The following is a 21,738-nucleotide window of genomic DNA, read 5'->3' as shown; positions in this document are numbered from 1 at the left end:
TTGTTGTGGTGTTAAACTGTTGTTTTATTAGAAGAGTTTAACACCACAACCTTTAAGTACCATGCGGGTAAGAAACTCAACCCCTTCCTCATAGTCGCTTTCTTCTAGCTTCTCTTTATCCATCATCATACTGCTTTGCACGGCATAATCGGCGTAAGCCTGAGTCGACGACCAAATCATAAATAATAAGTGCTCAGGGTTGATGGGATCCATCCATTGCTTGGCTATCCATTCTCTAAATACTTGGCAGGTTTTATCAAACTGTTGCTTAAGTTCTGTAGCTAATTGCTCCCGTAAGTAAGGTGCGCCATGTAAGATTTCGGCAGCAAATATTCGAGAGGCATTTGGATGTTCCTTAGATAGCGTCATTTTTTGCAATATGTATTGTCGTAGCGCCAGCTTGGGATGGTTATCGGCTGTCATCTCATCCATGTGGCTCATCCAAACCACTAATAGTTGGCTTAAAACGCCTTTATATAAGGCCTCTTTAGTTTTGAAGTAATAGAGAACATTCGCTTTAGGTAAGTTGGCTTCGGCAGCGATTGCCGCAATGGTGGTAGCACTGTAGCCATTTTGAGCAAATAGGTTTTCTGCCACCTCTAAAATCTGCTTCAAGTTATCTTTGCGAATATCGGCGAGCTTACGGCGTTTTGCTTTGCCATTCGGCGGAGTTTTCATACTAATTCGTTTCTCAATGTAAGAGCACTTATTGCACTATTATGTAGCTGTTTGCCTTTAAAGTGAGCAAGCGGCTTAACTAAAGCATACCGTGTAATTGCAGCAGTTGTAATACTACTAAGTTACTTTTAGCGAATAACTAATCTAATTACCCTTTAAAAACAAAAGGATATAGATATACCGATTGTATTTATCTAATCTTCTGACCGCGTGGTCAGGAGATGGCATGGGCTTTGCCTTATTTTTATACAACTAGAGATGTACGTCTCAGTAATAAAAAAGATAAGGAGATCCCATGGTGATGAGTATGGAGAAGCCGCAAGGCTATTCGCAACAGCAGTTAGCTCTTGATCAAATGTTCAAGGACATTAACCCGGCGTTAAGTGCCCGCCAAGCTGGAATAGAAAGTTCGCGTTGTTATTACTGCTACGACGCGCCTTGTATAACTGCTTGCCCTTCCAAGATTAATATTCCTAGTTTTATTGCCAGCATTCATGCCGATGACTTAACTGGCGCTGCCAAAACCATTTACCAAGAGAACATTATGGGCGGCAGCTGTGCACGTGTTTGTCCAACGGAAATCTTGTGTGAACAAGCTTGTGTTCGAAACAAAGAACAAGAACAGGCTCCGGTTAAGATTGGCTTATTGCAGCGCCATGCCACAGACAATGCAACATTTGTTGGTCATCCCTTTAAGCGTGAAGCTGCTACAGGAAAAACAGTGGCGATTGTAGGGGCTGGGCCGGCCGGTTTAAGTTGCGCCCACCGTCTAGCTATGTTGGGTAATGACGTGGAAATTTTCGAAGCTGCATCGAAAGCGGGTGGTTTAAATGAATATGGCATTGCTAAATATAAGCTCACCGACAACTTTGCCCAAAAAGAAGTGGATTTTATTCTAAGTATTGGCGGTATTACCTTGCATACCGAAACGGCTTTAGGAAAAGACATCAGCCTAGAGCAGCTTAAAGACCAGTTTGATGCTGTGTTCTTGGCCTTGGGCCTACAAGATGTGCAGTCATTAATGTTGGTTAACGAAGTGCACCCTCAGGTGATTAATGCTGTTGATTTTATTAGAGAGTTACGCCAAGCCAGTGATCTAAATCAACTTGATATTCCACAGGATAGCGCAGTGGTAATTGGTGCCGGTAATACCGCAATAGACATGGCATGCCAGCTTAAACGTTTGGGCACCGAAGATGTCACCTTAGTTTATCGCCGTGGTGAAGAGCAAATGAGCGCCACCAAACACGAACAACAAATTGCTAAAAATCATCAAGTGAGAATAAAAACTTGGGCTAAGCCTGAGAACATAAATCTCGACCATGATGGCGTGTTACGCAGTATGACCTTTAGAAAAACCTATAGCGAAGACGGGCAGCTTAAAGATAGCGATCAAACCTTTGATGTTGCTTGCTCGGCAGTGTTTAAGGCGGTGGGGCAAAAATTTGTTTACCCAGAAAAAGAGCAGCTAATCCCTACCATTAGTAACGGAAAAATCACCACTGTAGGTCAGCAGGTTACCAGCCTCGACGGCGTTTTTGCTGGTGGAGACTGCACCTCAGAAGGGCAAGATCTTACTGTTGAAGCTGTTCAGCAAGGCAAGTTAGCGGCCTTAGCGATTCATCAACAAATAAATTCGGTAGAGGTGTGAAATTATGGCTGACTTATCAATAGAATTTGCAGGAATTAAATCCCCGAACCCATTTTGGCTAGCTTCTGCTCCTCCAACAGACAAGGCTTACAATGTAGAACGAGCCTATGAAGCCGGCTGGGGTGGTGTAGTGTGGAAAACATTAGGAGAAGACCCAGCGGCGGTAAATGTGTCATCTCGTTATTCGGCCACTTATGACCACAATGGCGAAGTGGCGGGCTTTAACAACATTGAGTTGATTACCGATCGCAGCTTAGAGATTAACTTACGCGAGATTGAAGCGGTTAAAAAAAGCTGGCCAGATAGGGCGTTAGTGGTATCACTGATGGTGCCTTGTGAAGAAGAAGCTTGGAAGAAAATTGTTAAACAAGTTGAGCAAACAGGAGCCGATGGCTTAGAGCTTAACTTTGGTTGTCCTCACGGGATGCCCGAGCGAGGCATGGGCGCTGCAGTAGGGCAAGTGCCAGAGTACGTAGAAATGGTGACTCGCTGGTGCAAAATGTACAGCAGCATGCCGGTTATCGTGAAGCTCACCCCCAATATTACCGATATTCGTTTCTCAGCCCAGGCGGCAAAACGAGGTGGCGCCGACGCGGTTTCGCTAATTAATACCATTAATTCAATTACTGGTATCGATTTAGACCAAATGGCAGCTAGACCGATTGTTGATGGTAAAAGTACCCATGGTGGTTATTGTGGCCCAGCGGTTAAACCAATTGCCTTAAATATGGTGAGCGAGATTGCTCGCGATCCCGAAACAGCCGGTTTGCCTATTTCGGGGATTGGTGGCATAGGCAATTGGCGCGATGCTGCGGAGTTTATTTCATTAGGCTCGGGCTCGGTACAAGTATGTACAGCGGCGATGATCTACGGATTTAGAATTGTTGAAGAGATGAAGTCCGGTTTATCGAATTGGATGGACAGTAAAGGTTACGAAAAAATAACTGACTTCCAGGGGCTAGCTATTCCCAATACTACCGATTGGAAGTACCTCAATATGAACTACAAGGTTGTAGCCGATATTGACGAAGACAAATGTATTGGCTGTGGTCGCTGCTATATTGCCTGTGAAGATACTTCTCATCAAGCCATCAATAAAACAGAGCGCGAAGATGGTAGTGTTGCGTTTGAAGTGATTGAAGATAAATGCGTTGGCTGTAACTTATGCCAAATCACCTGCCCAGTTGATCAATGTATTAAGATGGAGCAAAAGGAGGCTGATAAGCCTTATATGAATTGGACCCAAGATCCGCGCAACCCCTATAAAGATGCTTCTTGAGCTTGCTAGCTCTAAACCATAATAGCCAGCCTCCTGATTAATTTGGAGGCTTGTTTGTTTAAACTCGAGCTAAATTTTATAGTCCATAGTATAAGGAAGGGGATTGGACAGCGGATAAATGCAGCAACAAGGGTTTTATAAACAATGACCGACTATAACGCGCTACGGGTGTTTTTGGAGCTAATGCAATCGAGATCTACCAGTAAGGCGGCTAAAAAGCTGGGACGCTCCCAGTCCTACGTGTCTAAAGTACTGGCGCAGCTTAGGAACGATTTAAACGATCCGCTGTTTATTCGCGGAGCCGATGGGTTAAGCGCTACCGCCTACGCCAATGCTATTGCTCCCAAACTTAAGCTTGCCTTTGAACAGGTAAGTTTGTCCCTAGAAGCTGAAAGCTTTGATCCTATGTCTCTAGAGAGAGTTTGCCTGCACATTGCAGAGCCGTATTTAGTAGAAAAAGGTAAAGCCTTAATTCAAGCAATCAGACAGCAAACTCAAGCGGTAATCGAAATGCGAGTTTGGGGCGAACATAGTGAGTCGTTAATTTTGCAGGGTGAAGTCGACATGGGCTTACATGTAATTAGTGACAAGCCGCAATCTTTGTATCAAAAACGCTTACATAGTGGCTCTGGCTATTTTGAAGGTAATCAGCAGGGTGAATATGTAAAGTTTATTGTCTCTGGGGTGAATCAATATACTAATCACTTTGAGGTGCTTAACCCCAATATTAAAGCCTCGATTTGTGTTGATAATTACCAGCTTATGTCGCAGTTACTCGACGAGTGTTTTACCTTGCGCTATGCGCGTTACAACGCTCAAGATGCCTTGCCAAAGCTTAACTTAGATGTGGCCTTAATCATGAAAGCGTCTAATCGGCATTCCAACAAGACTCAATGGTTGATGGAACTTGTCACACCTATCATCAATCAAGGTGTGAACTAAAGGCTAGGAGACAAACTCCCAGCCTTTAGTCGTTCGCATGGCCTTAAATCGCCGATAAGTAAGCTTTATAAGCTTTTAGCCTTACGGTCGCGCCACCAATAATGTCCATAAAGCCAAGTGCAGGATGGGGCTTAGTGGCCGATATCCAACCTGACCCGGTCGCGCCTATCGGGATGCTATAACCCTCTGGCTCATCAAATTCGATAATCACAGTACGGCCGTGGCTACCCGCGTTATTGCCTACGTGTTGGCGCACATGTTGCGAGCCATTAATTACCGGCACCCTTGCTTCGCCGGTTCCGGTGGTGATGCTGTGCACTCGGCCTCTGAATATTTCACCTGGGTAGGCATTAACAAAAAACTCGGCAAATTGCCCCACTTTAATGCGCCCATAGGTTTGGTCGGCTATGCGCATTTCAACAAACTTTTTGTCATTGTTGTAAAGGTGCATGTTACCAATGCGGGTGCCATTGACGATGTTAGATATTGATAACTGCCCGTCAAAGGGAGCGCGAACTTCACGGCGCTCATTTTGCCAAGCGGCGGTTTTTAGCTGCGCTTCAATATTCAACACTTGGGCGTTTGCGGCTGCCACTTTTGCGTGGCTGGTTTGTAAGCGCGTTTTTACTTCATCGCGCTCTGCATCATTAGAAAACTCATTCAGTGATTCCAAGCGGTAAAGGGTTTTATTGTCGTTATCAATTTGGTGAGTTAAGGCAACAATATCGGCTTGGGCCGCTAGCTTTTGGGCATTCAAGCTTTGCATTTGTGCCGCAGAATCCACCGATTTAAGGGTGTAAATTAAGTCACCTTGTTTCACCCTTTGGTTGTGCTCAACGAATACCTGTTCAACCTCTTGGCCTAATAGTGGGCTAAGCACTGCATGTGGCGCTTTAACTGTAGTGCTGTCGGTTAAATCGGCTGGCGACCAAAAACGGTGGGCAGTAAATAGGGTAAAGGCCAATAAAAAGCCTAAACCAACAATGATGGTGGCATTTCGTAGCGTCCATTGCACCACGCCCATTTTGACCAACACCCAGCAAATTAAAATGTAAGGCAGCATAATCTCTTTCATGATTACTCTCCTTTAGGCTGCAAAGTAGAGCGGCCTTTTCGAATGATTTCCGACAAGGCGTCAGAGAGTACATCCCAGCGAGCAAAGGCAATAATAATCGCTAGCACCCACCACGTTTTATCGATGAATAAGCCACAAAGAGACAGGGCAAAAACAATCTGAGTATGGGCGCTCGACATCTGCGAAGCCTTGTGGACCGCGATTTCGTGCAGTTGCCACAGTAAGTAGAGCACGTAGATGATTAAGGCAATGGTGACAAAAAATACGAAACCCATAAACACTTCGGAATCAAGCAGGGCCAGAATAGTAGGGTAACCGTCGGCAAAGTAGCTTTCGGGTAGGTCTTTGCCGTGCACGGTGCCGAGCTTAGATAAGCCGACAGAAGCCAACACTAGGCAAGCTAAGCCTATTGCTAGTTTTAGTGTTTTACTAAGAATGCGTTTAACGATCCCTGGGGTGTTGCTGCTCAGTCCTTTGGAAGTTAAACGGCTTGGTTTGTTTACGGCCATTGCTAACTACCTAAGTAAATAAAGGACCTTGAGTTTACTTCGGTGAGTACTTTTAGTTGGAATAACGGTTATTCCATTTGCACCGATACAGGTTTGGTGTTTCGTTAAGGACTGTTAGAAAAGCATGTTGCGAGCAGGGAAGATAAAGCGGCCGAAGCCGCAATCGTTATTTATGAGCCTAAGGCCGCTAAGCTTTGTTCAGTTTGCTCTAAGGCGTTTAACCCCCAGTCTACCACCGCTGCTGCGGGTTCAATATCGTAGAGGTTTTGGCCGCTGGCATGATTAAGAATTTTAGCGGCGCGCCAAGTGGCTAAGCTTAGTTGTGGCTCGGCAATGCCGTGGCTGTGAATGCCAGCATTCACCATGTAAATGCGGTTGCTGCTGGCACCAGGCCAGTTCACGCTAAAATCTGGGCAAAGCTCTGGCAGGCCTTGTGGATTAAGTGGGATTTGCTTGGCGAGCTCATTTAAACAAGCGGGCAGGGCGCGGCTATATCCAGTACACAAAATCACTACATCGGCATGTATTTGAGTATTGTCGTGGGTTAAGCCATGTTCAAGATGTAGCTTATAACCAAGCTCTGAGTGAGCCATCGACATTAAAGTTCGGTTAGGTTGAATCGACCACCAACTCGGATTGTTGAGCACAAAACGATCGTGATACAAGCGCTGATAAATACCTTGCAGGCAATCATTGGTAATCCCATCGCTGGTGAGCTTTTGTCGAGACACTTCACTGTTTTTAGTTTGTTGGCCCAGTTGATAAAAACCTTCAACGTAGTCTGGCATGAAATATTGATCGGTGAAGCAGCTTTCATCTAAGGCTTCGATGTTGGAGCGTCGCGATATCCAGTTTATCTCTTTTACCTCACCAAAGGTTTGGTCGAAGAGGTGTTGGAACACGTCGGCACCGGTCTGCCCACCACCAATAATGGCCACCCGTTTGCCACTTAAGTTCGGTTTTCTTAATGCCAATTCGCTGGCATGAAAACAGCTATTGCTAATGTGAGGCTCACAAAATGTCGGCACCTGTGGCTGCATGCCTGTGCCCACTACTAAGTGTTTGCTTTGATAGGCTTGGTTGTCGGTTTCAATATGAAAACTGTCGCCATCATAATCAATGGCCTGAACATTTTGATCAAAGCGAGTATTGCTCAAGCTATGAGCTGCCCAGCTTAAGTAATGGGAAAACTCTAAGCGCGAAATCACCGATTGGCCAGATGCAATAAAGGGATAAAGCTTATGTTGCTCAACCAAATAATTTAAAAAGCTGTAGGGGTTGGTTGGGTCGATGCCAGTGACCAAATCTTTTAAGTATGAGGTTTGCATTTTGGCGTCGTTCAGCAACAAACCAGGGTGCCAAGCAAACTCTTTCTTACGTTCTAGAAACAAGCTACTAAGTGCTGGCTTGGTGCTGGCTAGAGCCGCGATGCTTAGATTAAAAGGGCCAATACCAACGCCGAGTAGATCTACTTTCTGAGTGTTCATATTACTATCCCTAAATCGCATATTGAGTGAAAAAACGTTGGCGGTCACATTGCAGCAAGGCCGCTCGTTTGTGTGGAAAATCAAACTCGAACTGCTTTTCTAAACCGAGTCTTTCGGTAATGCTTACTACGCGATGGTTATCGGCACGTGGTTCGCCCATCACGCGTTGGGTTTTAGCTTCATCTAAGAAGCAATACTGCAAAATAGCGCTGCCCCAAGTATCAAAATACACCCCCCCTCTAAAGCTAAAGTTACCCACTAAGATATGAACCCCTCGGTCGTAGTCTTGGCACTGATAATGTGGCCCAAGTCGGTCTTCGGGTGTCCAATACACTTCAAAATAACCGAAGGGAACACCGTCAAATTCACCTATCACTGCGTACTGGTGAGGGTCTTTTTCCATTTTGCTGAGGTAATCAACATGGCTTTGCAGATCGCCTTCCAACTCCCAAACCGGCGAAATAAGCGGGTGGTTGTGCCAGCGGTTAAAGCAGCCAATGTCTCGCTGTTTATCAATTACCCGAAAGGTGACTTGTCGCTTTAGATGATAGAAGTAGCGGGTAAATACTTGCCCAGTTGGTTTAATTGGACGGCTAGGGTGGCTAATCCCGTTATTTGCCTCCACCAGCGTTTGCTCGGTTTCTGTGGCTTGAGGCTCCCGCCATAAAGGCGCGGTTTGTAAAAACTGGGCTAAGCTCAAGGCTTTGTATGGTGACTCCGCAACTAAGGCTTTGGCGGTTGTGGGGTAGTAATCACTTTGTAGTGCTTCTACTTTGAGTTGGAAGAAACCATGCTCGGCGGCACTCCACCATAAAAGATCATCGGTTTTATGTGCGGCATTAAGCTCGGCGTGGTCTTCTTCAAAGCTTAGTTGGCACCAGTCGCCTACTTTTTCTAGTTGCCCGCGACTTAGGCTTTCACCATGTTCTCTTACTTCAAACTTAATCGCATTGTCTGAGATTTGCTCATCGGCAAAACATAGGGTTCGGCCGCCAGCCAAGGTTTTAAAGCTAAAGGCTTGGGGTTTGCTTTGTTTTAATGGGTTAGCAATGGAGCAGTAAATCTGGCTTGGATCGGCCAGGGTGGCTTCGTTGTGGTCGGCCAAAAAACAATAAAAGTTACGCTTCCAATGCAAGCTAGGTGAGTTAAGTAGGTACTGATAAAACGACTGATCTTGTGGGTTACGGGCGCTAAGTTCACTAATCTTATCTCGGCATAGGTCCCAGAGCTTGGTTTCGCTTATTAACCATCCTGCGCCTATGGCTGCAATGGTGTTGAGCAGGGTGTTTCCAATCAAGTAATAGGCGTGATAGGGGTTAACTTGTTCGGCTTCCATAAAGTATTCAGGCGCTGTTTCGCCAAGTTCTTGCTTAAACAAGCTTAAGGCTTGGCTAGTTAAGCCAATGCCTTGGCAGTCTCGAAAAGCCGAGCCTGTAGGCAAGTTGTTTTCCACCCTAAGTAAAATGTTTTGCTGGTGGGCAAGCAGAACAAACCCATAATCAGCACGAGCAATGCACAAGGGCTTTATTACCTTGTCCCAAAAGGCCGACATCCATTGTCTAGCAGCATGTTCAAAACATAGCTGTTGTTGCTGAGCATAGTGCTTAATCCAACTAACAATCTTGCTTTCGCTTTGCTCTGCAACTATTTGATTCACACTTGCCAAACAATACAAATTGGCAGCGTTTAGCTGGCTTCTCTCTTGATTAGATTTATGGAAGGGGTTTTCTCTAAAGCTTATCAGTGGCAGGTCTAAAGTTTCGCCATCAATATCAATAATGCTAGCCCACAGGGGTTCTTCGATAAAGTAGCTAGTGGCTAAGCGTTGGCGTAGCTCGGCTCCTTTTTCACTGTTAAGCAATTGGCTAAATTGAATGCCACGTTTAGCCTCTTTGCTGCTTAATAAACGTAAGGAGTTAGTTAGCTTTACCGGCAAAGAAACTTTAAGCATCCAAGCTTGCTGGGGGTGATAAATCGCTCGGCTAGATGAGGTGGCCGTCCATCCAGGTGAGCCTAGGGCTAAGTCTTTTACTACTTCATTTAAGCTTAAGGCTTGTTGGCTTTCTCGCCAGGCTTTAGCCTGCAAAGGATGCATAGGAAACGGCACCCATTGCTTGTCGATAAATTGAATGTCGCTAGGTTTATCAGAAATCTTCACGCTGTTGTTATACAGCTGTTTTAGTTTGTCACTTAGCTCACCCACTTCGCTCTCTCCAGCGAGGTGAGAGCTATGAACGGCAAACCACTCTATGGAAAATTGCCCAGCAAATTCGGGAAGATATTGTTGTTGCTCAAGTTCACTAAGTGGCTCACAGCTTTTGCCCGCAGGGTGCATGCTATGCCCGCCCGTTAGGTTTTGCTCAGAAGCGATAAACTGATCCAGGTTAAGCGAAGAACGCTCAGACAAGGCTTGTTCTGCTCTGGCTATGTAGTGATTAGAGTCCTGAACTCGCTGTAGGAATAAGGCTTTTTTGTCTTCACTTAGTTCCGGGTAAAGTGCATTTACCACATGCTGCGCAGCCTGTTGAAAGCTCACTGATGTTTGCTTTTGCTGCTCATGTAGCACTATCTCGCCGCTGTAATGATGTCGCCAACTTGGCGATACATAACTGAGTTTAAGTTCTAGGCTAGCTTGAGTGGATAAGGGAAGAAAGACCGACTCCCCCTCTAAATGCTTGTTGGCTGTTTCGGCCAGAAGGCTATTGAAAAATGCCTGCTGACAAAGCTTATGAGTGTTCATTTGTTGCTTCCTGATTGACTGTTTCAGACTGCCCCCAGGGGCTTAACTGAGTGGCACCTAGCCACTCAAAACTGTGCTCACTTACATCGCTGCGGGCTTTGCTTCGTGGGTTAGTTGGGCTGCCCAGAACTAAAAAGCCCACAGGTTGGTGCTTATCTTGTAAGCCTAATAGTTGGCGTACATTGGGTAGTTCTACAGCGTCAGTGCTATACCAAACGCCGCCAAAACCCAAGGCATCGGCGGCTAGCAAGATCATTTGGCAGGCGGCTGCGGCAGAGAATACTTGGTCTTGCTTGGAGATAGGGCTGGGCTCGGTTAACGCAGCCGATACCAATACAATGCTGGGCGCTTGCTTTAAGTAGCTGGCCAGGCGTTTGGCGCGTTGTGGATCGAGGCTACTATTTGCTTGCTGCCAAGCGTTTTGCAGCAGGTTAATTAGCTCGCCAATGCGTGCTTGGTTTATCACTACAAAATGCCAAGGTTTTAACTTGCCGTGGTCGGGCGTGCTCATGGCCGCTTGCAAAATATCGGTCATTTGCTGCTGATTAGGCGCAGGTAACGAAAGTTCATGCACGTGATAGGACACGCGTTGATTGAGAAATTGTTGAATGCTGTTCACGCACGATTCCTGTAGCTAATTAGCAGTAGCAGAATGAAATAAATTGAGCCGATAACCGAGACCATAAGTCCGGCGGGGATCTCGTTAGGTGCCATTAAGCCGCGGCCAAGGCTGTCGGCCCAAATCAATAAAATGGCGCCAGTAATGCCTGAAGCGGGCAATAGGTGTTTGTGGCGGTATAAACCCAACAAGCGTGAGCAATGTGGGGCTAGCAAGCCAATAAAGCTGATAGCACCAATGCTCGAGACACAAATAGCGGTAAGAATGGCCGACACTGCCAATAACAACAGACGTTGTCGTTGCAGAGCCAAACCAAGGGTTTTGGGAATAACTTCCCCTAATGGCATTAAATCTAGCTGGCGCAGTAGCGGCGTGATAAATACTAAGCAGAGCAGAATAATGCTAGCAATCGGGATTATTCGGTCAACGCTCGCGCCGTAAGTGGTACCGGCTAACCACATCATAGTGACCGATGCGGTAGAGCTACCAAAGGTAAGCAGAATTTGGGTTGCCGTGCCAGCAAATGCGGTAATCACAATGCCAAATAAAGCCAGTTGAGCAACGCTTAGTTGCTGCTTCAAGCCCCAAGATAGTAAGCCAATCACTAAGCTTCCACCTAGCAAAGCCGCGAGTGTTAACTGCCATTGATTAGCTGCCGGAAAATAGACTAAAACTACGGCTATTAGCAGCACGGCCACGGCACTTACTCCAGAAATATCTGGGCTAGCCATGGGGTTTTTAAACAAGGTTTGTAATAAGGTGCCAGCGCACGCTAAGCCAAAGCCGCCTAAGCCTGCAAGCAGCACGCGTTGGTTAATCCACTGGGCGCCAATATCACCTGGGCTAGCTAAACATAGGTATAAACTTAAGGCCAGTAAGCCGCTTAACAAGGCCAGTACCACGCTAGGCCGGGCATGAACAATTGGGTTTAACCCAATATTTTGTGCTTCTACCGCTGCCAGTGCTTTGCCACTGCGTTGAAATAGCAAAAACACAAAATAGGGGGCACCAAGCAAGGCGGTAAACGCACCGGTGGGTAAGCGATAACCTAAGAATAGTAAGCTTCGTGAACACCACTCGGCGGCTAGAACCAGTGCGGCACCAATCACTATCGTCACTAGCCATTGCACGCTCACATTGTTATTGCCTCCTTTGCTTAGCTTTAAAACTAAACGAGTAAGGTGTGGCGCCATAAGGCCAACAAAACCAATCATGCCAACGATAGAGGTAGCCAAAGCAGCTTGGCCAACGGCTAGCAACAAAATTGTCCAGCGCCATGGTTTTACCGCTAAACCCAGTGCTGCCGCGTTGGTATCGCCAAGTAAAAACAAGGCTAACTTGGGCAACACTAATAGGCTTAAGGCAAGAAAGATAAGCATCGGTAAGGCGGTTTGCTGCAGCACTTCAGGATGGGTTTGCAGAACTTGCCCGCTACCCCAAAGAAATAAACCGTCGGTTTGATTCTCAAAATATAAAATCAATAAAGATGATAAGGCGCCGGCACTTAAACCAAGCGCCATGCCAATCAACACAACTGGCAACTTGCCGCCACCAATTAGCTGGCTAACTGCTAATACCGCTAACGAGAGCAACAAACCGCCCACCAAAGCGCCAGCCCAAACAAGGTTTAAGCCTGCCTCGGGCACAATCACACGCATTAACACAGCACCAAGCAAAGCGCCTGCGGCAATGCCGAGGGTTGAAGGTGAGGCAAAATCATTGTCTAAGCTGTTTTGAATTAAAAAGCCTGAGCTTGCTAAGAGTGCGCCGGTGCATAAAGACATCAGCGCGGTAGGTAGCCATATGTTAGCTAACATCGCCTTAGCTAGGGCTGGGTTGGCTATTTCTGGACGACTAAAATAGTAAGCACTTAGCAGCAATAACAGTAAGGCTAGGCTTGAAAATATTGGTTTAACCACCTTGCTGCTCCTGCCAAAGTAATAATGATTGAGCAAAAGACTCAGCCATTTTGATCGATGAGAGCGGCCCACCAAAGCTAAACAAAGGTGCAACGTCCGAAAATTGATTTTGTTGAACAAATGGCAGCAGCGGCCAAACCGGGGAGTGCATCATTCGCTCGCCATCTACTTGGTTTCCTGCGAGTAGCAAATGGCTGTTATTCAGTTTGGGGAGTTGTTCCAGCTGCAGGTGGGTGAAGTCTTTTCCTGGCAAACCTTGCAGCCAAACGTAGTTCAGCCCAAGTTGCTGGCTAATTGCACCGGCTAAGCTTTTATTGGTGAATACCCGCAGGCCATAACCCATGCCAACAAACTTAGCGTAGGCTACGGGTTTATTGGCTAAGCCATTACTCGCCAACTGCTGCTTTAGCTGGCTTAGTCGTTGGTGTAAGTGCTGAAGCTTTTCTTCAGCCAAGGCGCTTTTATCAAGCAACTGAGCAATGCCGCTAAATACCGCTTGTGATTGCTCAAAGTAGCTAAAATCGGTTTGTTCGGCAGAGGGAAACTGCTGATACAACAGTGTTGGAGCTATTTGTTCTAAGGCATCTAAAATACGGCGATGGCGAAACTCATAACCAATGATTAAATCTGGTTTTAAGCGGGCAATGGTGGCTAAATCTGGCTCTTGGCGACGGCCAATTTCAGTGACTGAATCAGGCATGGCCGGATGATTAGTTTGCCACTTTTTGTAACCCTTAAGTAAGGTTACACCTACCGGCACTACCTCTAGGCTTAGCAGCATTTCTGCAGCCGACCAGTTTAAGGCAATAACTCGCTTTGCCGGCTGTTTAAGGCTTACGCAGTTGCTTAAACAGACCTGTGTGCCAGTGGCCGTTGTGGCTAAGGGAGCAAGCAATAGAGCGGCAGAGAAGGCCAAATGTCTTAGGGAAGCGCTCATGCTTGCTCCTCTGGCCATAATACTTGCTGTTGGCCTAGGCGGTGACTTACCACCGGCGTTTTATAAACCTCGCTTACGTCTTCTGCATTAATCACGCTATGGGCATCGCCGCTGTTAATGATTACGCCATGATTAATCAAAATGGCTTGGTCGCTAAACTGGGCAGCTTGGTTTAAATCATGTAGCACCCAAACAATGGTTTTTTGGTATTTTTGATTTAAGCGACGCACAATTTTTAGCAGGCTCAATTGATGGGAAATATCCAGCCAAGAGGTGGGTTCATCTAGCATTAGTACCTCGGTGTCTTGGGCTAGTACCATGGCCAGCCAAACCCGTTGTAGCTCTCCGCCAGAAAGGTCTGTTAGTAGCTGCTTAGCGTAGTGTTTAACCCCGGTCTCCTGCATGGCCCAATCAATGATCTCTTTGTCTTGCTTAGAGATATTTTTGTACCAAGGACGATGAGGATGACGGCCAAAGCACACCAAATCGGCCACATTTAAGGTAGCTGGCACCGGGTTACGCTGTGGTAACAGGGCCAGCTTTTTGGCCAATTGTGCGCGGCTATAACTCTCTAGGGTTTGGCCCGCAAAGCTCACTTGGCCACTGCTCGGTTGCTGCAAACCACACAGTACCGACAGCAGGGTGCTCTTGCCTGAACCATTAGGGCCAATTAGCGCGGTAACCGCGCCTTGGCTTATGGTTCCACTCATATTCTTGAGAATGGTATTTCCCCTCAATTGGAGGGAAATATTATTAAAAGTAAACAAGGCCTATCCTCTAGAATTCAGCGTTGTAGCTAAGCGCATAGGTTCTGCCTTGGCCTTTAAAGCTAAACAGCTCTGGCGCAGAGATACTGCTATACAGAATTTGGGCACGCTGCGACCACAGAGTTTCGTAGTCTTTGTTGAATAGGTTTTGAATGCCAAAGTTCAGGCGGCCAACTGGCAGAGCGTAGTAAGCACTTAAGTTAGCTAGCGAGTAACCTTTTAACTCACCGCCATCGTCGTCGCTGTAATCCGCCAGAGTTTGCCACTGCAGCTCGGCGCCATAGTTTAGGTTGTCGTAACCACCCCGTAATACCGCATTAGATGGGCTGGTTTCTTCGGCGGCCAAGGCAGACCAAGAACCATCAGATTTGGTTTGGCTTTTAATTAAGTGAGCTTGAATGCCGGTGTACCAGTCATTGGTAAACAGGTAGTTAGCTTGACCTTCTAGGCCATAAATACGGCGCTCGTCATCATTAACGACTACCGCTAAGTTGCTGCGATCGTAGGATGTGGTTTTATCTGATAGTGAGTAGTAAGCTGCTAGCTGAACATCGTAGCTCTGCTGGGCCATACGCCAACCAAACTCAAGCGAATTAGTTTTTACTCCTTCCAAGCGGTTGTCAGCTACGTTGATGCTGTCTACTAAGGTTGGGCCGTCGCTGTAAGTACCGTTGTAAGTACCGTTGCCGTAGTATTTGGCAGGATCGGGTAGGTTGAAACCTTGGCTAAAGTTGGCCCAAAGTTGCTGATTTTGATTAATCCGGTAAATAGAGCCGAGGTTAAACAGGAGTTCGTTGTAGTTGGTTTTTCCGCCTTTAATGGCATCTGGCGACACTGGCCCATAGGCGCCAAGGCCTGCAAGGTGTTGTTGTAGCACGCCCACATTATCGCCCACTTCATGTTCAATGTATTGATAGCGTAAGCCGCCAGATAGCGACCAATCTTGATTAATCTCCCAGTCTGCTTGGCCAAAAGCAGATATTTTCTGAGTATCTATGTCTGGGTAGCGTTGTAGGCTTTGTACTTGCTGAAAGTTCATCCCGCCCGAGGCCAGCGCTGTATTGGTATCGTAGATTTTTTGTTTGGCGGAGAAAGACTCAGATTCGGCATCAATCCCGTAGCTCAGCGATAAGCTGTCAAAATCTTTCACAAACAGCAACTTGGCTCCAATTACGTCGGTTTCTTGTAGGGAAGCTCCGTAAAGAGGGTAGCTATTGCCCGGCAGTGGCGAACCAGTTACCTGATAAATGGATGGGAAGGGGTAAAACTGCATAGACTCGCTGCGGTAATAAGCTTGAGCCAGCATGGTTTGGTTTAGTAGGTTGTCGTGGCGATATTGGGCGTTGATTAATACTCGCTCGGTAGCTGGTTGCTCTTCAAGCTGCAAGCCTTTTTGCACGCTTATCAGCTCTGGCGCGCCAAAAATACCAGCCAGATTAGGGCCGAGGTAAGTGCCATATTCGGTGTCTTGTTCACTGTTGTAGTATTGGCCAGTTAGCGAGAGTAACTGCTCGCTAGTGGGTTCAAATTCAACATTACCCATGATGTCGATGCTTTGGTTAAACTGCAGATCGGTTTGGGTGATATCCGGCAAAATCATTTGGCCATTGGCGTCATAGGCTGCGCCGCGGCTTTCATAGGCCGCTGATAACCTACCGCGTAGCTTGTCACTACCGCCAGATACCGCTAGAGCTAAGTTTTTATCTAGATCTTCGCTGTTATTAAAGCCAGAAGATGCGCCTGCTTTAACTTCAAACTTAGTCTGGTTGGGCGTGGCTTTTTTGGTAATGATGTTGATGATACCGCCTGCTGCGCCTGCACCGTAGATGGAGGTGGCACCAGAAAGCACTTCTACGTGAGCAACGTTGAAGGGGTCAATGCTATCAAGTTGGCGGCTAATGGCGCGGGTAGAGTTAAGTGATACGCCGTCAATCATTACCAAGGCTGAGCGACCACGTAGGTTTTGGCCGAAATTTGTACGCCCTTCGTTGGCAAAGTCGAAGCTAGGAATAAGGCGACCTAATGCAGTTTTTAAATCGGCGCCGGTATTTATTTCACGCTCAAGCTGTTCTGAATCAATCACCCACATGGTAGCGGCAATATCAGAAATTGAGGTATCTACGCGGTTGGCGGTAACCACCACGGTTTCCAAGGTATTGGCAGCGTAGCTATAACTGGCAAATAGCACCAAGGCTAAGGGGCTTAATTTGGTGCTTAAAGTGTTTAGTTTGTTCATTGTCGTCCTTGAACGTTAGTTATTGTTGTTAAGTTAAGCTTGGTTGTGCTTGGGCTTGCTGGTTTACTCGAATAATCAGAGTGACCATTGCCAAACTAAACAAGCAAATAGGGACCAGCAGCGGCACGCCTAGCAATAGGCATCCACTGGCCACCGCAGTACCGATGAGGTAACCAGCGGTGTGTGCTCTGGCTAAATAAGCGCTTCGTTTTGCTCTAAACGAAACGGATGGGTTGGGTAAATAAGCCTGCTGGCTATACCAACTAGGAAGGCCGGAGATAGCAAAGGCCAGCACGGCTAAGGACACCAGCAGTAGTGCCCAGGCATTCGATGCAAAGCTCAGCAGTAAGCTTCCGCTGACTAATGAAACTAAAAATACCGCTGGAATCAGTGAAGGCGAGCGCGATACCACAGGCAGCACCACAAACTGATAAACGATCAGCGCTAGGCTTAAGTACAACAGCAAAGAGGCATATACCTTGGTAGCCTCTGTTCCTTGGTAACCAAAGCTAAACAGCAAGGGAAGAATGTAGTACTGCACAATGCTAACCAGCGAAGTGGTGAGCACCGCCAATAGTAAAATATGCTTAAAATGTAATGAGCTAAGTACCTGCGCTGGGCTTGTTGGCGGAGCCTCAACTTGGCTAGCTAGCGTCCACTTTGGGTTGCAACTTAGGCAATATAGACAGGCTGGTAATGCCAGCAGAATTGGGCTGAATAGCAGATAATTAGCCGCCAGAGGGAGCAAGGCTAAACATGGGCCAAGCAGCCGACCTAGAGTAATAGCGCCGCTGGTTTTGGCCAGTTGACCGAGGTTTGTTTTACTGACAATACTAAGATGACTATGCGCAAGAATAACGAATGCACTGCTAAACACACCAAGCAGCAAACGGCTGCACGCAACCAGCAGCAGCGAGGGCTGGTCGCTGGCAAATAAGCTGCACCAAAACACGAGGTTCGCTAGTAAAAAGCCAGCCGCTGCAATGCGGGTACATGGCCATATACCTAAGTTCCCTAGCTTATTACCCCAGAACTTCACGCCAAACCAATAAGTGATTAAGTTTAGGTTCAAGAGTAGGGTGATAAATCCAAGATCTTTTTCCGTTTGACTAAAACCTAACAGGCTCGACAGCTCAGGCAAAAAAGCCAGCACGAGAGTTTGGTTTAACCCCAAAAGAATGAGTAAACAGCGATACAGCAAATCTACAACTCAAATACAAATGATAATAGTTTGCATTATCATTGTTTATTTTTGTGGCCCATGTCAATATATTGATAACAAAAACACCAACAAAAAATAAACTTACTATTACAAAGGTTTAGGAGTAGGGATGTTCAAACAAGCTCAATGGCAGGCGGTAAATAAGCAATTGGTAGCTAAGATTTTAAGTGAGTTACAGTTTGAAGAACGGCTTAAATTCAGCCTTGAAACTTGCTCTCAGCAAGATCAAAAAAATGCGCGCTATAGTTTGCTTACACCGCATCGTACTTGGCTGTTTAAGGCCGAAAAGACGATTTGGGGCATGTACATCGTTGAACCTAATAGCATCGTAACTAGTGATAGTAGTGCTGTATTAGCTTGTGAGTTATTGCTCGATATTCAGAGCTTAATCGAGATTAACGACATTCACTTAGCGGGTTTATTGGAAGAGATTCAGCAAACTTTGTATAGCGATGCCCAGCGTTGGCAACAGCAACAAAACATTAACGCGACTGATTTGGTATTGCTTAACGAAACCCAGCGCCAAGCCTATTTAGATGCTCACCCCAAAGCAATTGCCAACAAAGGACGTTTAGGTTGGGGCAGTCAGGATCTAGCTCGTTATGCCCCAGAAACAGCAAGTGCTATTCAGCTCAAGTATTTGGCAGTAGAAAAACAGCTGTGTGAGGTTGGGTTTAAGCCGGGTTTAAGCCAAACCAACTTGCTTAAACAAACCCTAAGTGACGAGGGCTTTAAGGCCCTAAATCAGCAATTGCCGAATGATTGGCAAGCGCAGTATTACATTGTGGCTGTGCACCCATGGCAATATGAGCGTTTTATCCAAATCCAATTTGCTCAACACATTTCTGAAGGCGCAATAATTTTGCTGGAAGTAGAGGCAGGCAATTGGCTGGCGCAACAGTCGATAAGGACCCTAAGTAGCGATAAGCCGGAGCGGAGCTTTGATGTAAAAACGGCCTTAACCATTCTTAATACTTCTTGTTATCGGGGTATTCCGGGGCAATTTATTGCACAAGGGCCTGAGCTTTCTGCTTGGCTGGCGAAACTAACCCAGCAAGATCCGCTGTTTGCTGAACGCGGGCTGTATGTGCAGCAGGAAGTAGCTGGGGTATTTTGCCCGCATCCACAACAGCAGCGGTTACCCGCGGGCGCTTATCGCTATAAAGAAATGCTCGGGTGTATTTGGCGAGAGCGAGCTGAGTCGGTGATTCCGGTCCAGCAACGGCCGATGTCTATGGCAACCTTGATGCAGCAAGATAATAATGGCGAAGCGGCAATAGTTGCGCTGATTAGTTTAGCGGAAGTGAGTGCCGAGACCTGGCTAAGAAAACTGTTTAAGCATGTGGTGGTGCCTTTGTATCACTTAATGTGCCGCTATGGCGTGGGCTTAGTCGCCCACGGTCAGAACATTACTTTGGTACTAGATAAACACCAGCCTGCGGGGTGTATTATTAAAGATTTTCATGGCGATTTGCGCTTAGTTGACCAAGACTTTCCTGAACTAGAAAGTTTAGACAGTGCGGTGAGAGCAAACTTAACCCGCTTGCCGGCCAACTATTTAATCCACGATTTAATTACCGGACACTTCGTTACCGTGCTGCGTTTTGTCTCGCCAAAATTAGCCCGCATAGGAATTAGTGAACCGCAGTTTTATGCTTGGCTAGCGGAAGAGATTGGTAGTTATCAAGCCGCTAATCCTGAGCTTAAACAGCGTTTTGCCTTATTTGATTTGTTTAAACCACAGATAGAAAAAATTTGTGTCAATCGAGTGCGCTTTAAAATTGGTTATGGCGACAGTGATCAGCGCCCTTTGCCGGAGATTGGCGAACCGATTGCTAATCCCTTGTGTCACTGATGAAAGCAACGAGTTGACCGAGATAAGCTGCTATCAATCACCTGAGGGCGAGTTGTTGCTCTTCGGTGATTGCTCAACCTACCTTACCGATAAGTAGTAGCCGCAGATCTTCCATTGTCCATCTTCAAAAACTGGCGTAATGGTTTCTATCACATTTGGCTGGAGTTCTGTTTCTAACTCAAACTCTATGATTACGTAATCTCCCACCGGCGCATTTGGCACCTTACAAATATGGTGAGTGCTTTTTAGTGTTCGGTTGGTGGTTTCACCTATCTGCTGATTTACTTTTATTATGCGCTTGCTCAATTCGCCTAAGGTGATTTGTGAGCGAAAATATGGGGCCGAAATACTATAGGCTTTGGCGTAGTGGCTTAGGTCGATTAAATGTAGCCAGCTTAACGCGACTTCTAGAGCCTTAAGTTTTAGGTCTGGCGTTATTCTCATTATTTGCTCCTAGCTATGTGGTGCTGTTGAGGATGTTATTGGGTTCAGCTCAAGCACCTGGGGGAGGTATTTGCTTAAACAGTTTATTGATTCTCGCCAATTCGCCACAACACGCCGCTAGGGTCGGTGAGGCAAAAATCGCGCATTCCCCATGGTTGAGCGCTTATTGGGGTGAGGCTATAGCTCAGGCCTGAGTCTGCTAGCTTTTGGCTAATGGAGTGGTGCCATTGCTCTATGTCTTTCACCAGTAAATGCATCATGAAGTTATCGCATAGCTGCTCTTGGTAATAATCTTGGAGTAAAAAGGCGCAATTTTGGTGATGAAAATAAGCGATACCGTGCTGGTTTGACGCCATGGTAAAACCGATGGTTTTATAGAAATCGATAGAGCTATCGAAATTTTTGCTCGGAACAAAAGCCTTCATTTCAATTGATTGTAGAGACTTCATGGCTTTCTCTTTTAGCTATGCAGCATTAAACATTTCTTGGGTGAGGTTGACCGAACGGCATAGCGAAGGGATATCAGGCAATAATAATTTAGAACCTACTTCTTCAATCAAGCCTTCGGTTTTAAGTTTCTTCATGGTTCTAGATAAGGTTTCTGGGGTCATGCCTAATTGAGAGGCTAGCAGTTTTTTACTGCAGGGCAGGGCAACCCGATTTTCTTTGTTGTATTGCTTTTTGTAGATCTCGGCCAGCTTCATCACTAAGCGTTGATTAGCGTTTACTTGAGTTAATATGTCTATGGTATTCATTAACTCGCAAATACGGTTGCTCATAAAACCCAGTATTCGAAGAGATAGCTCTGGGCATTGGCGAATGGTGCCGAAAACATGTTCATAAGAAAAAGAAGAGAGTATTGAATCTTGTTCGATGCGAGCACTCATTGGGTATTTTCTCGGAGTGAGGAACAATGCCACTTCGGCAAAAATGTCACCCGCCATAAATACTTTAAACAGCTTTTCATCGCCATTCGGCATTAATCTAAACAAAGATACTTTGCCTTTTTCGATGCGATACATACTGTTAGCCGATTGCCCTTGGCTAAAAAGTAAATCGCCTGCCTTACAATATATTTCGGTTCTTCCCGCTAAAAACAGCTGTTTCTCTTTAGCTTTTAATATAGACATCATTGAAGCTGACATAACTAAACCTCACGCTTGATAATTATCAAGAAGACAAATTCATCACTCGAACTACAATGTAAATGATAATCAATATCATTTGAAAGGCAAGTTATATTGGAGCGCTTATGGCAGGTTTGAGTAAAGAGTTTAAGTGGATTGCATTGGCTTCAATGACGGTTTGCCTCTGTTTGTTGATGTATTCGTCAGTGATTTAGGCTGGTGTTTATTAAGGTGGGTTTTACTGCTTAGCG

At 46.1% G+C, this 21,738-nt stretch carries 18 protein-coding genes; 4 read left to right on the top strand and 14 right to left on the bottom strand.

The features are described from left to right. Positions 1 to 27: 27 nt before the first annotated feature. Positions 28 to 678, bottom strand: a complete 651-nt coding sequence (locus G6R11_RS10810; protein ID WP_163133092.1) for a TetR family transcriptional regulator C-terminal domain-containing protein — start codon at positions 676 to 678, stop codon at positions 28 to 30. 295 nt (positions 679 to 973) lie between these two features. Here G6R11_RS10810 and G6R11_RS10805 point away from each other — a divergent pair, with 295 nt between their 5' ends. The 3 genes from G6R11_RS10805 (at position 974) to G6R11_RS10795 (ending at position 4,550) form a co-directional block, all read left to right on the top strand. Then, complete coding sequence (locus tag G6R11_RS10805) at positions 974 to 2,329, top strand: NAD(P)-dependent oxidoreductase (protein ID WP_163133091.1); 1,356 nt, start codon at positions 974 to 976, stop codon at positions 2,327 to 2,329. Positions 2,330 to 2,333: 4 nt separating this feature from the next. After that, positions 2,334 to 3,608 (top strand): NAD-dependent dihydropyrimidine dehydrogenase subunit PreA, encoded by a 1,275-nt coding sequence (preA, locus tag G6R11_RS10800; RefSeq protein ID WP_205472756.1) that lies wholly within the window; start codon positions 2,334 to 2,336, stop codon positions 3,606 to 3,608. Positions 3,609 to 3,752: 144 nt separating this feature from the next. Continuing rightward, entirely contained in the window at positions 3,753 to 4,550 is a 798-nt protein-coding gene (locus G6R11_RS10795; RefSeq protein WP_163133090.1) for a LysR family transcriptional regulator, read from the top strand. Positions 4,551 to 4,593: 43 nt separating this feature from the next. Here the strand turns inward: G6R11_RS10795 and G6R11_RS10790 are convergent, their stop codons facing one another. The 10 genes from G6R11_RS10790 to G6R11_RS10745 all read right to left on the bottom strand — a co-directional run bounded on the left by G6R11_RS10790 (position 4,594) and on the right by G6R11_RS10745 (position 17,992). Beyond that, positions 4,594 to 5,625: an HlyD family secretion protein gene (locus G6R11_RS10790; RefSeq protein WP_163133089.1), complete on the bottom strand. Its 1,032-nt coding sequence runs from the start codon at positions 5,623 to 5,625 to the stop codon at positions 4,594 to 4,596. Positions 5,626 to 5,627: 2 nt separating this feature from the next. Beyond that, complete coding sequence (locus G6R11_RS10785) at positions 5,628 to 6,134, bottom strand: magnesium transporter (protein ID WP_163133088.1); 507 nt, start codon at positions 6,132 to 6,134, stop codon at positions 5,628 to 5,630. Between the two features lie 170 nt (positions 6,135 to 6,304). After that, on the bottom strand, positions 6,305 to 7,621 hold the full coding sequence (locus G6R11_RS10780) for a lysine N(6)-hydroxylase/L-ornithine N(5)-oxygenase family protein (protein ID WP_163133087.1): 1,317 nt from the start codon (positions 7,619 to 7,621) through the stop codon (positions 6,305 to 6,307). Between the two features lie 10 nt (positions 7,622 to 7,631). Further along, positions 7,632 to 10,361: a GNAT family N-acetyltransferase gene (locus G6R11_RS10775; RefSeq protein ID WP_163133086.1), complete on the bottom strand. Its 2,730-nt coding sequence runs from the start codon at positions 10,359 to 10,361 to the stop codon at positions 7,632 to 7,634. After that, positions 10,348 to 10,980, bottom strand: a complete 633-nt coding sequence (locus G6R11_RS10770) for a nitroreductase (protein ID WP_163133085.1) — start codon at positions 10,978 to 10,980, stop codon at positions 10,348 to 10,350. The genes G6R11_RS10775 and G6R11_RS10770 overlap by 14 nt, the downstream gene beginning before the upstream one ends. Continuing rightward, a complete protein-coding gene (locus G6R11_RS10765) occupies positions 10,977 to 12,899 on the bottom strand; it encodes an iron ABC transporter permease (RefSeq protein ID WP_163133084.1) in 1,923 nt (640 codons plus the stop codon). Before G6R11_RS10765 ends, G6R11_RS10770 begins: the two co-directional genes overlap by 4 nt. After that, positions 12,892 to 13,836: an iron-siderophore ABC transporter substrate-binding protein gene (locus tag G6R11_RS10760; RefSeq protein WP_163133083.1), complete on the bottom strand. Its 945-nt coding sequence runs from the start codon at positions 13,834 to 13,836 to the stop codon at positions 12,892 to 12,894. The genes G6R11_RS10765 and G6R11_RS10760 overlap by 8 nt, the downstream gene beginning before the upstream one ends. Beyond that, positions 13,833 to 14,546 (bottom strand): ABC transporter ATP-binding protein, encoded by a 714-nt coding sequence (locus G6R11_RS10755; RefSeq protein ID WP_205472755.1) that lies wholly within the window; start codon positions 14,544 to 14,546, stop codon positions 13,833 to 13,835. Before G6R11_RS10755 ends, G6R11_RS10760 begins: the two co-directional genes overlap by 4 nt. A 67-nt stretch (positions 14,547 to 14,613) precedes the next feature. Continuing rightward, complete coding sequence (locus tag G6R11_RS10750) at positions 14,614 to 16,839, bottom strand: TonB-dependent receptor (protein ID WP_163133081.1); 2,226 nt, start codon at positions 16,837 to 16,839, stop codon at positions 14,614 to 14,616. A gap of 28 nt (positions 16,840 to 16,867) precedes the next feature. Continuing rightward, positions 16,868 to 17,992 carry a hypothetical protein gene (locus tag G6R11_RS10745; RefSeq protein ID WP_163133080.1) on the bottom strand — a complete coding sequence of 375 codons (1,125 nt, stop codon included), beginning with the start codon at positions 17,990 to 17,992 and terminating at the stop codon, positions 16,868 to 16,870. Positions 17,993 to 18,170: 178 nt separating this feature from the next. Between G6R11_RS10745 and G6R11_RS10740 the strand changes: the two genes are divergently transcribed. Then, positions 18,171 to 19,916 (top strand): IucA/IucC family siderophore biosynthesis protein, encoded by a 1,746-nt coding sequence (locus tag G6R11_RS10740; RefSeq protein WP_163133079.1) that lies wholly within the window; start codon positions 18,171 to 18,173, stop codon positions 19,914 to 19,916. Positions 19,917 to 19,994: 78 nt separating this feature from the next. Here G6R11_RS10740 and G6R11_RS10735 read toward each other — a convergent pair whose 3' ends face one another. The 3 genes from G6R11_RS10735 to G6R11_RS10725 form a co-directional block, all read right to left on the bottom strand. Continuing rightward, on the bottom strand, positions 19,995 to 20,360 hold the full coding sequence (locus G6R11_RS10735) for a DUF4019 domain-containing protein (RefSeq protein ID WP_163133078.1): 366 nt from the start codon (positions 20,358 to 20,360) through the stop codon (positions 19,995 to 19,997). Positions 20,361 to 20,443: 83 nt separating this feature from the next. Next, positions 20,444 to 20,809 (bottom strand): VOC family protein, encoded by a 366-nt coding sequence (locus G6R11_RS10730; protein ID WP_163133077.1) that lies wholly within the window; start codon positions 20,807 to 20,809, stop codon positions 20,444 to 20,446. A 15-nt stretch (positions 20,810 to 20,824) separates the two neighbouring features. Further along, positions 20,825 to 21,505, bottom strand: a complete 681-nt coding sequence (locus tag G6R11_RS10725; RefSeq protein ID WP_163133076.1) for a Crp/Fnr family transcriptional regulator — start codon at positions 21,503 to 21,505, stop codon at positions 20,825 to 20,827. Positions 21,506 to 21,738 lie beyond the last annotated feature (233 nt).

This window comes from Agarivorans sp. Alg241-V36 (assembly GCF_900537085.1).
GTDB lineage: Bacteria > Pseudomonadota > Gammaproteobacteria > Enterobacterales > Celerinatantimonadaceae > Agarivorans.
The sequence above is the reverse complement of the archived record's forward strand: the minus strand, read 5'-3'. Positions and strand labels throughout refer to the sequence as shown.